Source organism: Agromyces protaetiae (assembly GCF_030866785.1).
GTDB lineage: Bacteria > Actinomycetota > Actinomycetes > Actinomycetales > Microbacteriaceae > Agromyces > Agromyces silvae.
Map to the genome: position 1 here is coordinate 3,867,233 of NZ_CP133018.1, position 13,189 is coordinate 3,880,421.

12 protein-coding genes are annotated in these 13,189 nt (G+C 68.2%); 8 read left to right on the forward strand and 4 right to left on the reverse strand.

Going from position 1 to position 13,189, the window contains the following annotated elements; genetic code table 11:
- Position 1: 1 nt before the first annotated feature.
- Genes QU602_RS17685 through QU602_RS17700 form a run of 4 tightly spaced genes read left to right on the forward strand, consistent with a single transcriptional unit; the run spans position 2 to position 3,676 of the window.
- Complete coding sequence (locus QU602_RS17685) at positions 2–1,603, forward strand: N-acyl-D-amino-acid deacylase family protein (protein ID WP_308797762.1); 1,602 nt, start codon at positions 2–4, stop codon at positions 1,601–1,603.
- The gene (locus QU602_RS17690) at positions 1,604–2,314 is read left to right on the forward strand and encodes a GntR family transcriptional regulator (RefSeq protein ID WP_308797763.1); all 711 of its coding nucleotides are present in this window, start codon (positions 1,604–1,606) and stop codon (positions 2,312–2,314) included.
- Positions 2,311–3,099 carry an SDR family NAD(P)-dependent oxidoreductase gene (locus tag QU602_RS17695; protein WP_308797764.1) on the forward strand — a complete coding sequence of 263 codons (789 nt, stop codon included), beginning with the start codon at positions 2,311–2,313 and terminating at the stop codon, positions 3,097–3,099. The genes QU602_RS17690 and QU602_RS17695 overlap by 4 nt, the downstream gene beginning before the upstream one ends.
- A gap of 13 nt (positions 3,100–3,112) precedes the next feature.
- Positions 3,113–3,676, forward strand: coding sequence for a GNAT family N-acetyltransferase (locus tag QU602_RS17700; RefSeq protein ID WP_308797765.1), 564 nt, complete (start codon positions 3,113–3,115; stop codon positions 3,674–3,676).
- 59 nt (positions 3,677–3,735) lie between these two features.
- Here QU602_RS17700 and QU602_RS17705 read toward each other — a convergent pair whose 3' ends face one another.
- The gene (locus QU602_RS17705) at positions 3,736–4,956 is read right to left on the reverse strand and encodes a flavin monoamine oxidase family protein (protein WP_308797766.1); all 1,221 of its coding nucleotides are present in this window, start codon (positions 4,954–4,956) and stop codon (positions 3,736–3,738) included.
- Positions 4,957–5,239: 283 nt separating this feature from the next.
- Between QU602_RS17705 and QU602_RS17710 the strand changes: the two genes are divergently transcribed.
- From QU602_RS17710 to QU602_RS17720, 3 genes are read left to right on the forward strand one after another with little or no spacing between them, the layout of a single operon-like run.
- The gene (locus tag QU602_RS17710) at positions 5,240–5,596 is read left to right on the forward strand and encodes a cupin domain-containing protein (RefSeq protein ID WP_308797767.1); all 357 of its coding nucleotides are present in this window, start codon (positions 5,240–5,242) and stop codon (positions 5,594–5,596) included.
- A gap of 56 nt (positions 5,597–5,652) precedes the next feature.
- Positions 5,653–7,110 (forward strand): peptide MFS transporter, encoded by a 1,458-nt coding sequence (locus QU602_RS17715; RefSeq protein ID WP_308797768.1) that lies wholly within the window; start codon positions 5,653–5,655, stop codon positions 7,108–7,110.
- Positions 7,111–7,150: 40 nt separating this feature from the next.
- Complete coding sequence (locus QU602_RS17720; RefSeq protein ID WP_308797769.1) at positions 7,151–8,362, forward strand: flavin monoamine oxidase family protein; 1,212 nt, start codon at positions 7,151–7,153, stop codon at positions 8,360–8,362.
- Between the two features lie 67 nt (positions 8,363–8,429).
- Here the strand turns inward: QU602_RS17720 and QU602_RS17725 are convergent, their stop codons facing one another.
- Together QU602_RS17725 and QU602_RS17730 are read right to left on the reverse strand one after the other, a co-directional pair.
- Positions 8,430–10,076: an FAD-dependent oxidoreductase gene (locus QU602_RS17725; protein ID WP_308797770.1), complete on the reverse strand. Its 1,647-nt coding sequence runs from the start codon at positions 10,074–10,076 to the stop codon at positions 8,430–8,432.
- Complete coding sequence (locus QU602_RS17730; RefSeq protein ID WP_308797771.1) at positions 10,073–10,921, reverse strand: MOSC domain-containing protein; 849 nt, start codon at positions 10,919–10,921, stop codon at positions 10,073–10,075. The genes QU602_RS17725 and QU602_RS17730 overlap by 4 nt, the downstream gene beginning before the upstream one ends.
- Positions 10,922–10,995: 74 nt before the next feature.
- On the opposite strand from QU602_RS17730, the gene QU602_RS17735 reads away from it, so the two are divergent.
- Positions 10,996–11,661 carry a TetR/AcrR family transcriptional regulator gene (locus QU602_RS17735; protein ID WP_308797772.1) on the forward strand — a complete coding sequence of 222 codons (666 nt, stop codon included), beginning with the start codon at positions 10,996–10,998 and terminating at the stop codon, positions 11,659–11,661.
- Positions 11,662–11,679: 18 nt separating this feature from the next.
- Here the strand turns inward: QU602_RS17735 and QU602_RS17740 are convergent, their stop codons facing one another.
- Positions 11,680–13,110: an APC family permease gene (locus tag QU602_RS17740; RefSeq protein ID WP_308797773.1), complete on the reverse strand. Its 1,431-nt coding sequence runs from the start codon at positions 13,108–13,110 to the stop codon at positions 11,680–11,682.
- Positions 13,111–13,189 lie beyond the last annotated feature (79 nt).

Consider the following 13,189-nt stretch of genomic DNA (forward strand, 5'->3'; position numbering starts at 1 on the left):
GATGCTCGACGTACTCATCCGCGGTGGGCAGCTCATCGACGGCACCGGTCGAAGCCCCCGCGTCGCAGACATCGGCATCCTCGGCGACCGCGTCGCGTTGGTGGGGTCCGCAGGCCCAGCGACGGCGCGCGAGGTCGTGGATGCCACTGGCATGCTCGTCACGCCCGGATTGATCGACCCGCACAGTCACAGCGACTGGTCGATTCTCGGCAATCGTGATGCCTTGAGCACGATCCATCAGGGCGTGACGACCGAGGTCGTCGGCAACTGCGGCGTGACCCACGCCCCGATCGCCGCTCGGGACGTGGCCGCGACGCGCGCGACCCTCGCCGCGTATGGGTACGACGGGCCGGTCGAGTGGCGCGGCTTCGGGGACTACCTCGATCGGGTGCACGCGTCCGGGACCGCGCAGAACCTCATGTGGTTCGTCGGCCACACCGCACTACGCCAGATCGCCATGGCCGACGCGGACGAGGGCGCCGACTTCCAGCGCTCATTGGAACGACACCTCGCCGAAGCGCTGGACGCGGGCGCGATCGGGTTCTCCTCGGGGCTCGAGTACGGCGCAGGCCGCTTCGCCGGCACTGACGAGCTGGCCTCGCTCGCGCGGGTCATGTCGCGGCACGGTGGGATGTACGCGAGCCACATCCGGAACCGCGACGCGCACCTGCGGGACGCCGTCGACGAGTTCTTCCGGATCGTGCACGCGGGTGAGGTGAAGGCGCAGCTCTCGCACCTCAACGTGCGGCACAACACCGGCGCCGACGCGCACGCGTGGACCGACGCCGTCGAGCGGCTCCTGCGGGAACGCGAGCAGGGCGTCGACGTGCTGGCCGATATGACGCCGTACCCCGACGGGATCGGCCTGGCGACGGGCTTGCTCCCGGCATGGCTTGCCGATCGCGGCGCCGCCGAGGCATCCGAACTCCTCTCGGACCCTGAGATCCGGGACCGCGTTCGGCGCGACGGCGATCGCTACTGGCGCTTCGTGCATCGAGGCGAGTGGGGCCGCGTGCGTCTGGCGGTCAGCCCGGCGACGCCCGAGCTGGAAGGCTTGACGTTCCCGCAGATCGCGCAGGCGACGGGCAAAGACGAGTGGGAGTCGTACTTCGACGTCCTTGCCGCAGCCGGACCTGACATGGGTGCCGTGCAGTTCATCGGCGAGCTCTTCCAGGACGACCACATCGCTGAGGCCGTCGCGCACGACGACTTCCTCCTGGGCGTGGACGGGTACACCTCGCGGCGCGACGGGCCGCTCGCGGACCGGACGCGGCATCCGCTGTTCTTCCACGGGTACCTGCACTTCCTGAGCTATCACGCCATCCGCCGAAGCACCCTCCCGCTCGAGGCCGCGATCCACAAGATGACCGGGGCCGTCGCGCAGCATTTCGCCATCGCCGATCGCGGCACCCTCGTCGAGGGCAACTACGCGGATGTCGTCGTGTTCGACACGGACGCATTGCATCGCGTAGACACCTTCACCATGCCCGACGAGTACGCGACGGCCGCTCGCCACGTCTGGGTCAACGGCGCCGCGGCCGTGCACGACGGAGTCCGAACGAACGACCGTTCCGGGCGACGTCTCGATCGAAAGGGGTCCTGATTGCCGATTGCCGACAAAATGCGAAGTGCTACGCTCGCTCCCATGACCGGCTTGCCCGCGCTCTCCCGCGCCTCCCTCGCATCCCGACGCGAGACTGTGGCGGACGTGCTCCGCGATGCCATCACCTCCGGCCGCCTCCAACCCGGACAGAAGCTCACCGAGGCCGGTATCGCTGAGCAGCTGGGGACGAGCCGGGCCCCCGTTCGAGAGGCGCTGCGCCAGCTCGAACAAGAGGGTCTGGTCATCTCGTATCCCTATCGCGGCACCGAGGTGCTCGGCGTCTCGCAGGAGGAGATCGAGCACGTCCTCGTGCCGGTGCGGGTCGCCCTCGAGAAATACGCCTTCCGGAAAGCGATGCCGCGCCTCGAAGAGGCGGACTACGAGCGTCTGGAGTCGGTGATCGCCAGTATGGATGCCGCCGCGGCTGCCGGCGATACCGGCTCACTCGCGGACGAAGACATCCGCTTCCACGAGACCGTCGTCGAGCTCTCCGAGCAGCAGCACTGCCTGCAGATCTGGAAATCCATCCAGCCCCGCGTTCGGGCGTATTTTCAGCGTGACGCCGGGTACTACGCCGAACCGAGCAAGGTTGCCGTGCAGCACCGCGAGCTGATCGACGCCCTTCGCAGCGGTGACCCCGACCGCCTCGACGAAGCCGTGGTCGCGCACGTCGGCACGCACTTCAACGCCATGAAGCCGTCTGACTCGTGACGAAGTCGATCCTCGTCACCGGTGCGGCGAGCGGGATCGGTCGCGCCACCGCACTCGGGGCAGCTCAGCGCGGGTGGGCGATCGCCCTCCTCGATCGCGACGGAGCCGGCGCCGCATCCGCAGCCGATGAGGCACGCCAGGCGGGAGCCCCCCAGGCCTTGGCCGTCGAGGTGGACGTGACCAACGAGGTCGACCTGGAGCGAGCATTCACCGAAGTGACCGCCCGACTCGGCCCGCCCGAGGGAATCGTGGCGAGCGCCGGCATCGAGACGAGCGCGCATCTGATGGATGCCTCGTTGGCCGACTGGCGCCGAGTCGTCGAGGTGAACCTCACCGGGACCTTCCTCACGGTGCGCGAAGCCGCCCGCCAGCTGAAGTCCGCCGACCGTCCAGGTTCGATCGTCTGCGTCTCCTCTCCGTCGGCTTTCGTGGGGTTCGCGGGCGGCTCGAACACGGCGTACGGGGCCTCGAAGGGTGGGATCTCGGCCTTCACCCGGGCCGCTGCGCTCGATCTTGCGCCGCTCGGCGTGCGGGTCAACGCGGTCGTTCCGGGCGCGACGGACACACCGATGCTGTACTTCGGGCTCGACGGCGCCGCCCTCGAGGCGGAACGGCGTCGGCTTCGAGACGCATCGAAGACGCAGATACCGCTCGGCCGCATGGCCGACCCGAGCGAGGTCGCCGCCGCGGTGACCTGGCTGTTGAGCGACGAGTCGTCGTACGTGACCGGGAGCCATCTCGTGTGCGACGGCGGCCTGATGGCGAAGAGCGCGAACGATTTCTGACCGGACCGAACGTATGACTGCAGGCGCTCGCCTCGCCGCGCCCGCTGATCTCGCCGCGGCCGCAGAGGTGTTGACCGCTGCGTTCATGGAGTACCCGTGGACGCGTTACGTCCTTCCTGAGGATGACTATCCGGGGCGGCTGCTTGAGCTGCAGCGTCTCTACCTCACGCACGCCCTGCACTACGGGATCGTTGCCGTCAGTGCCCACGTGGCAGGCGTCATCGCACTCCTTCCACCGGACGCACCCCAGCCGGCACGGTCGGTCATCACCCGGATCGTCGCCCTTCACGGCGACCGGATCGATCGGCTCGCGAGCAACCCGCACCCGCACCTCGACTGGCGACTCGAGACGCTCGGCGTCCTGCCGGACGCACGAGGAAGCGGCATCGGCGGCGCGCTGATCCGGTTCGCGCTCGAGGAATCTGCGCGTCGGGGAGCGCGAGCGGTGCGTCTCGAGACGTCGGACGAACGAAACGTGCGGCTCTATGAGCGACACGGTTTCGGCGTCATCGAGTACGTCGATGCCGGGGGCGCGCCCCCGATCTGGACCATGAGAGCGGTCGTCCCAGCTCAGTGACGCCCTGGCGCCCGCAACCGCCGCGCACACCTCAGTCCGCGCGGGTCGTCCAGAGCATCTCAGCCATCGAGCTGGGACGCGACAGCTGAGGCCGCGCGGCGTCCACTGAGGAGGGCGCTCTCCACGTACCCGAAGAGCGGCTGCGTGTGCTCGCCGGCGAAGTGGATGCGGCCCTGCGGCAGCTGGAGGTCTCGCAAGGCCGTGAGATAGCCGGGCTGGGGGGCGCTGTAGGTGAGACCCGAGTCGGGATCCAGGCTCCACCACACCGCATGCGGTGGCTCGGAGGCGGGGACGGCGTCGGGGAACCATCTGGCGAAATCGCGCACGACGGCGGCCGGAGCGAGGGGGTCGACGCTGTATGCGGCGAGGACGCCGCCCGCGCCAGGCTGATGCGGGGCGGTTTCGTAGACGAATGCCATCGGCGCCAATCCCCCGGACGCGTGGACGGGAGCATCCCATGCCCGTCGTGCGTACGGCACGAGCAGCTTCCCGCCTCGGCCTCCCGCGATCCGCGGCACCGAGAGGGCGGGCGTGACCTCGATGCGGTCCAGAGCGATGAGCGGCACCGCCACGACGACGGCATCGACACGCCAACTCCGACCCGCCGTCGACACCACAGCGCCGTCGACCGTATGGGCGATGGAGAGGACGGGGTTCCCCAAATGGATACGGTCTGACCCGAGATCCTGTGCCATCGCCTGCGGGAGCGACGCGGTACCGTCTCGGAGCCGGAAACGTCGATCGACTCCCTCGAAGCTGCTCTCGACGACGTATGCCGCGAGTGACAGCTCGTCGGGCTGCGTCATGTAGTTCCCGCGAATGTGGCGGAAGAACCGTCGACGCGTCGCGGAGTCTGCTTCGACGGAGCACGCCCATTCCGCGACATCGCGTTCATCCAGCGTCCGCAGGAAGGGGTCGTTCCAGGGTTCGGCCGCATCCGAGACGTGCGACACGAGATCCTCGAGTGCGGCATCCAAGGTCGCGAGCGCGCCGTCGTCGGACACGAGTCGCCCGTTCTCGGCCAGGGCCTCGAAGCCGGGAACTTCGAGCAGGTCGAGCCCGTACCGTTCGGCAAGTGCGCGGGCGATCAGATCGCCCGAATTCAGCCACTCCGCTCCCGCATTCGCCCACGTGCCGTCCGCGAAGTGCACCGTGTGGATTCGCCCACCCACTCGCCTGCGCGACTCGAGCACCACCGGCTCATACCCGGCGGCACGGAGGTCCAACGCGGCCATGAGGCCCGCCGCACCCGCACCGATGATGGCAACCGTCTTCGTCATCTGTTCTTCTCTCGCGTCGCGCACTGAGCCACGCCGAGCGACTCGCCATCAGAGGCTCGTCCGAGCGTGGAGCACGGAACTCGCATCAAATTATTTTCGTGATAATGTAACAGCCTCCGTAGCCCCCGGCAATGAAGTGCGGGTCCGGGCGAACGAGATCGTTCGGTGACGGAGACCGCACCCGTACCCAGCGAACGCGAGCACACTCGCCCATCGAACGCGACGCCGACACCGCAGTCGGCGCCACACCACGGGGCGACGACACGAACCAGGAGGACAGGTCATGGTGGAGATTCTTCACATCCCGCAGGGTCTCGTGCAGGCGCACGGCGAGAAGGTGGCACGGGAGGATCCTGCCGAAGGCGCTCCCATGGAGAGCACCCTGGCCCTGTGGACGCAACGTGGCGGCACGGTGCGCTCGGGCACCTGGGAATGCACGCCCGGCTCGATCCACGTGCGGCGTGAGGGCTTCGACGAGTTCGCCGTGATCCTGGCGGGGCGCGGGGTGCTGGAGTCCGAAGACGGCGAACGATACGAGCACCGCGCCGGAGACGTCCTCGTGATCCCCGACGGCTTCCGGGGGACGTGGACCGTCATCGAACCGATCAGGAAGCTCTCGGTGGCGGCGCCCTCGAGCTGACGGGGCTGCCATCCCCGCACTTCATCCACATTCATCTCTGACAAGGAAGTCAACGAGTGGCTCTCTCAACAACGACGCGTCCGTCCCTGAAGCTGCTTCCGCGGGGTGCTGGTGGCATCGCCTTCACCGAGTTCTGGGAACGCTTCTCCTTCTACGGCCTCCAGGCAGTCCTCTTCTATTACCTGATCTTCTCGCTGGCCGATGGCGGCCTGGAGTTGGACGCCGCGGTCGCGGCAAGCCTGGTCGGCGGCTATGCGGGATTGGTGTACTTCGCACAGATCGGCGGCGGATGGCTGGGTGACCGCGTGCTCGCTCCGCAGTGGGCGGTGCTCGCGGGAGGCATCGGCATCTTCGCCGGGCATATCGTGCTCGCCGCCGTACCCGAGCTGACGGGGCTGACCATCGGTCTCGGCTTGATCGTGCTCGGTACCGGGGCGTTGAAGACGAACATCACGTCGCTCTTCGGTTTCACGCTCGATGAGCACGGCACGGCGTCGCGGGATTCGAGCTTCTCCTACTTCTATGTAGCGATCAATCTCGGCGCGGTCGTCGGGCCGTTGCTGACGGGATGGCTGCAGAGCGACGGAGGTTTCCACTGGGCGTTCGGGGCAGCGGCCGTTGGGATGGGTGCGGCGCTCGCCATCTACGTCGCGAACCTGAGGAAGCTGCCCGAGCGAGCGCGCGTCATCGCGAATCAGCTCTCCAGGAGCCAGGGGTTCGTCGCGCTCGCCGGCGGAACCACGCTGGTGGTCCTGATCGCCGCTGCCATCTGGGCACAGTGGATCACGTTCGAGAACCTCTCGCTCGTGACGTCGGGGCTCGCGGCTGCGGCTGCCGTCGCGTACTTCGTCGCGATCTTCGGTTCACGGTTGCATTCCCGCGTCGAGAAGCGCCGGGTGGCCGGCTTCCTTCCGCTGTTCATCGCGGCGTGCGTCTACTACGCGATCGCCTATCAGGCCTACACCGCGGTCTCCACGCTCATCGCCACCGAGCTCGATCTGCAGATCTTCGGCTGGGCGTTCCCCATCGGCTGGGTGCTCGCCTTCGCCGCATTCCTTCCGATCCTCGCCGGACCCGTCATCGCGGAGATCTGGAAGCGTCAGGGCGATCGGCAGGCGACGGCTCCCGTGAAGTTCGCCACCGCGCTCGCCATCGTCGGCCTCGTCTACCTGCTCCTCACGGGGACGGCACAGGTGATCGGATCCTGGCAGATCCCGCTTCTGCTGTTCATGCTGCTCATCGGCGTCGCCTTCATCTCGGATGTCTTCCTCGGCCCTGTCGCACTGTCGCTGGCCACGGAGGTCGGACCCTCGCGGGCGCCGGGTCAGCTCGTGGCGCTGAACTTCCTGTCGCTCGCGATCGGCAGTGCCTTCTCCGGCGTGCTCGGTGGCCTCTACCTCGAGCTGGGGGCCTCCCTGTACTTCGCCGCCATCGGTGGCGTCGCGTGCGCGTGCGCCGCGGCGCTGCTCGCCGGGCGACGGCCGATCGTGCATCTGCTCCGAACCGCACGGTGAGGATCGAGGGCCGACAGGTGGAGCGACGAAAGGGTGACCGATGAGGGTTGTCGTAGTGGGCGCCGGCCTCGCAGGGTTGAGCGCGGCATGGGAGTTGTACAAAGCGGGACACGAGCCGGTCATCTTGGAAGCACGCGATCGCGTGGGCGGCCGCTCGTACTCCCATCGCTTGGAGAACGGCGAGTTCGTCGAGCGCGGCGGAGAGTTCATCGAGCCGCACGATTTCGCGATCCGTCATCTCGCAGCCGAGCTCGGGATACCCCTCGTCAGCCATAACGTCCCCTTCCATCGTCGGAGCGTCGACGGACATCGGCCGTCCCTGCGCGACATCGCTCGCGAGCGACAGGCGATCGACGACGCATACCATGCGCTGCAACATACGCCGCGGGCCTCTGCAGCCGAGGTCTTCGAGGTCGCATTCGGCGCCGATTTCCGCTCCGAGCGCGCCTACAAGCAATGGGCGACCTCGCTCGCGCTCGACCTGGAGACCGTCAGCGCGCGGGTCTTGGAGGGAACCGCGCTCGCGACACTCGTGGAGGACGGCAATCGTGCACTGAGCGGCAATCAGTCGATCGCAATGGAGATCGCGCGCCGGCTGAGCCCGCACCTGCAGCTCGCGGAGCCCGTCGAAGCGGTGTCGCAGACCTCGCGAGGCGTCGAGGTGACGCTCATGAGCGGCCGCACCGTGCCGGGCGACGCGGCAATCGTTGCCGTCCCCCTCCCCTTGCTCAGAGAGATGACGTTCACGTTCCCCCTCCCCGACCGCGTTCAGACCGCGCTCGAGCATCGATCGATGGCTGTTGCGGCGAAGTACGGCGTCGCCGTAGTCGGCGAAGCCCCGGGGGATTCCGCGATGCAGCACCCCACGCAACTCTGGTGGTCCTGTCAGTCGGTGTCGACCGACGCGGAGCACCGGCGTCCGGCGCTGTCAGGATTCGCCGGCTCTGCGCACACCCTCAGGGAACTGCGCACGTCAGAAGGCGCCGCGGGATGGTCGACGGCCCTTCGGCAGCTTCGCCCCGACGTCCAGCTCGTCGGTGACGCCGTCATCACCGACTGGAGCGAGGAGATGTGGAGCCGTGGCGCGTACTCGGTCCCGAACCTCGAGTGGTCACCGAGCGATGCGACGGCATTCGATGAGCCGATCGGGCGCGTTGCGCTCGCGGGTGAGCACACGACGATGGGTTCGCTCAACGGGGCGGTCGTCTCCGGCCGACGCGCCGCGCAGCAGGTCGCGCGCGCGGTCGCGTGAGGCGGAGCATCGGCGTGCACGATCCGCCCGCCCGGTCTGGCGTGACGTACGCGGCCTGGCACCGGATTCATCGACTCCGAGTCGCCGCGGCGCGCGAGGCGGCGAGGAGCTGTTCGACCGACACGAACGGGACCCGCGGTCGGCCCTGCGCGGCTCCCGCGTCCGTCTCCCGCTCGTCGATGCGCCGCCATCCGCGACCCGTGACCGCCTCGGCGTGCTCCCGCTCGACGAGGCGCGCGAACTCGGCCGGACTCCGTGTCGGCGCGGGAAGCATGCCGGCGGCATGGTCCGCGAGCAGCGCCGCCACGGTCTCGGCGGAGTCGATCCGGTTGGTCCCGATCACACCCGAGGGACCACGCTTGATCCACCCGGTGCAGTACACGCCCGGGATCCGCTCGCCCGTCTCCGGGTCGACGACGCGGCCTGAATCGCTCGGAATCGTCCCCGTCGCCGCGTCGAATGGCAGGCCGGGCGTGGCGCGACCGTGGAAGCCGATGGCACGGAGGACCAGCGACGTCTCGATCGTCTCGACGGTTCCGTCAGGCCGCGTGAGCACGATGCCGTCGACTCGGTCGGTGCCCGTGATCCGCGTCGGCGTCAGCCGGTATCGCAGCACGACCTTCTTCGCGCTGCTCGGGGTCTTCGACGCGGCATCGGCGACGATCGCGAGGCGTCGCTGAAGGTCTGCCTCGGAACGCCGGAGGAGCGCATCGGCCTCGTCGTGGGCGGTCGTGGCGATCTCGTGAGATTCCGCGAGCAACTCGACATCCGAGAGGTGTGCCAGCTCCGTGAGCTCGGCCGTGCTGTGCGCGGCGAACGCGGGTCCGCGTCGCGCCACGACGTGCACCTCCTCGACAGCGCTTCTCTCCAGCGCCCGGATGGCGTGATCGGCCATCGAGGTGCGCTCGTAGAGCTCAGAGGGGCGGGTCAGCGCGCGGGCGATGTCGAGCGCGACATTGCCGTTGCCGATGATGACCGCGCGCCTGGTCTGAAGATCGAAGTCGCGATCGGCGTAGTCGGGGTGACCGTTGTACCAGGCGACGAACTCGCGGGCGCCGTGCGACCCCGGAAGCGCTTCGCCGGGAACTCCCAACGCCCGGTCGTCCGGGGCCCCGGTGGCGACGATCACCGCGTCATGATGTGATCGGATCTCATCCATCGAGAGATCGCGACCGATCTCGGTGTTGAACCAGCACGAGACGTTTCTGCGGTCGAAGATCCGAGCGAACACGTCGCCGATGCGTTTGGTGCGATCGTGGTCGGGTGCGACGCCGGAGCGGATGAGCCCGAACGGCACGGGAAGCCGCTCGAAGATGCTGACCTCGACGCCGCGCAGCTCACTGAGTTCCTCGGCGGCGTACATGGCCGACGGGCCCGTGCCGACGATCGCCACGCGAAGCGGGCCGCGCTCAGCGGGGCGGCGGCGCTGGATCGGCAGCGGCGAGACATCACCGAGCGGGCGTGCGGCGAAGTACTCGGCATTGATCGTCGCGAACGGCTCGGACTCCCGATCGAGCTCGGTGTCGAGGACGATGGCATCGACCGGGCATGCTTGCGCGCACGCCCCGCACTCGATGCACGTCGTGGGGTCGATGTAGAGCTGCTCGGTCGTGCCCCAGTCGTCGTCTCCTGGCCGGGGGCGGATGCACTGCACCGGGCAGACGGCGATGCAGGTCGTGTCTGCGCAGCAGCTGCGGGTGATGACCAGACTCATCGTGGTGCCTCTCCATGTTCGATGTCGACCGGGTCGGCCGGAGGCGGCACCAGCAGGACCGGATCGTCCAGCTGCACGATCCCCGGCTGCAGGACCTCCGCGTAACAGCCGAAGGGAACATTGGGCCCCCAACGACTCGGGGTGGCACCCCGCACCTCCCGGATGCGCTTCTGCATCTGCAGGGCACGGTCGCCGTCGGCCGGCCGGTGCTCGACCGCGAGGCAGCGCGGGACGCTCTCCCGCACCCGGAGACGGCACGTGCCGACCGCGATCTCGCGTCCTTCCCAGGCGTCCTCGATGAACGGCGTGCCTCCGAGGTCGAGTGTGAGATTGAGGCGGAACCGACGCGGGTCGACCGGCGTGCCGTCGCGTTCGGTACCGAGTGCCGCGAGCGAGGCCGTCGACACCACCGTGACCGGGTAGACGTCGTGTCCGCCCTCAGTGCCGGCGCACTGCACGAGCCGGAGGTCGCGTCCGGCGAGCGTGGAGAGGATCGCATCCCAGGGACCTGGGCATGGCCAGGCCTGAACCGTCCTGTCGTCGAGGCGGAACACGCCGACCGGATCGGGATGCTCGATCGGTGCAGACGCGACGACGCGGGTACCGTGCCCGATCGAGAAGGTCCCGGCTGAGCGGTCGAATGCCGTCCACCAGGACAGGAAGACGGGATCCCGTGGCACCGAGTAAAGGTAGTCATCGACGTCCACGAGGAAGAACTCACGGTTGCCGACGATGCGCGTTCGATCGACTTCGATACTGGGCACGGAGTGCAGCGCGAACCCCTTCGTGGCCGTGACGAGCAGTTCCGACACTCGGCCGACCGGCTGTCCTTCGTCCACCGACATCAGTTCGTTGTTCCAGTGATAATGTGCCGGCCCGGCGGCTTGAGCCGCGTGCAGGGGTCGTGGACAATCGTCGAATGAGCATCGCGTCGGCCCCCCGCACACCCCCTGACGGGTCGAAGCCGAACCCCCTCGTTCCTTCGCCCGATGCGCGCGAGGGGCAGCCGGAACGTCGCCGCGAACGTCTGATCGCTGCCGCGGCATCCGAGATCGCCGCGAAGGGATTCGCCGCAGTCCGCCTCCGCGACGTGGCGGCCCGCTGCGAGGTCACGACCGGAATGGTTCAGTACTACTTCGAGACGAGGGATGACCTTCTCGCAGCGGCGCTGGAATATGCCGCCACACGGCACATCCGGCAGTGGAACGACGCGCTGAGCACCGTCGACCACGGTGAACGACGGATCCGCGCTCTGTTGACCGAGATGGCCGAGGAGTTCTCCCACTCCGAGGACAATGTCGTCTGGATCGAACTGTGTGCGCTCGCCTCGCGTGACGATCGCTTCAGGACCTTGGTCTCGCGGGTCTTCGACGAGTGGCAGTCGGCGATCGAGCAGGCGATCACGACGGCCGCGAACGCGGGGGCGGTCACGGTGAGTGTTCCGATCGCGGATGCTGCCCGGATCCTGGTCGCGGCGATCGACGGATTCGAGCTGCGGCTGGCCTCGACCGCGTCGACGAAGACCGCCCCGCAGGATCAACGACACATCGCACAACTCGTGGACCTCCTGCTGATCGAACCCTGACCGCCCTGCGGTCGCGCGCTACACCGATTCGTCGAGCACCCGAAGGTCGGCGGCGCGACCTCGGCGCTGATCGACGATGAGCACGACGAGGAACACGACGAGGATGAGCGCCGAGCTGATCCAGGGCAGCGCCGTCTCCGGCGTGGCCCAGCCGAGGCTCAGGACGTACACGAGGAATGCGGCATAGCCCACTGCGCAGACGATCGTGGCGGCGAGCGAGATGAGCACTCTGCGTCGCGACCGCCACACGAGCACGGCCGCCGCGATCGCTGCGACCACGTATGGCGCAGCCCACATGTAGGCGGTGCCCTCAGCGAAGTAGATGCCGGCCTCGATCGGAGACATCCCGAAGGACAGGGCGACGATCGCGGGGAGCACCGCCGCGGCGATCCCGAGGATCACGATGGCGACGATCGGCGTCCGCGAGACGGGCGTCAGCGTGGCGACCGCGCGTGGCAGCAACCCGATCGTCGCGGCCGCGGCGAAGAGCCGGCTCCCGTACGTCAGCGTGGCGATCCCGGCGGCGAACAGTGCGAGACAGAGCATGACGTTCAGCAGGGTCCCGAGTCCTTCCAGCCCCGCGGCGGCAGCGAGGATCGAGAGCGGCGAGAAGCCTTCGGCGATGGCATCGGTATGCGCACTCAGCACCGGGATCTGCGCGACGACGATGACGAGGTAGATGCCGAGCGATCCGATCGCGACGGTGTGCAGGATGCGAGGCACGTTGCGCTGCGGCTCCGGGGTCTCGGCTGCGAGGAAGGCCAGCCCGTCGAACCCGATGAAGTTCGCGAGCACCAGCGTCACGGGTGCGACGAGCAGGGCGATGTTCCCGAACTCCGGCGACAGCGCCCCCCAGTGCACGTCCGGGGCGACGGCGAGGGCCTGCACCGTGATCCAGACGATGAAGGGGATGCACGCGGCGCCGAGCACGATGGCGACCGTCGAGGCGATGCGAAGACCCGTCAAGGCGGTCACCGTCATCAGTGCGCCGACGATCACGAAGGTGGCGGCCTGGGCACCGGGCGAGCTGAGCACATCGAGGCCGAGGTCGTAGAACACCGCCTGCGCGAAGTAGGTGACGGAGGTCGCGACGGCTGCCGACAGGGCCAGGTAGCCGATCAGGTTCGCGCTTCCGACGAAGAGCCCGGAGCGCCGACGGTTCGCTTGGACCAGGTACGTCATCAAGCCACCGGTCGCCACGAAGCGTTGCGAGAAGACTCTCACCACCTCGGTGACCGAGAGGATGAGCGGAACGGCCAGCACGATCGAGAACCAGCTCCCGCCGCCGCCGGTGAGCAGCAGGTACCCGGCGAAGATCGCCATGCTCGGCCCGATCTGCATGGAGACGAAGCCGAAGTTGATCGCCTTGGCCAGCGAGATCCGTCGGCCCTGCAGATCGGCGACGAGTCGCTCCTCGCGAGGGATGTCAGTGCGTTGCTCTGGCTCCACGTCCCGTGCCTCCCTGCGCGTTCGTCCTGTCGTGCGTCACATTATTACGGTAATAATCTCCCGTCGTCAATCATCAGCC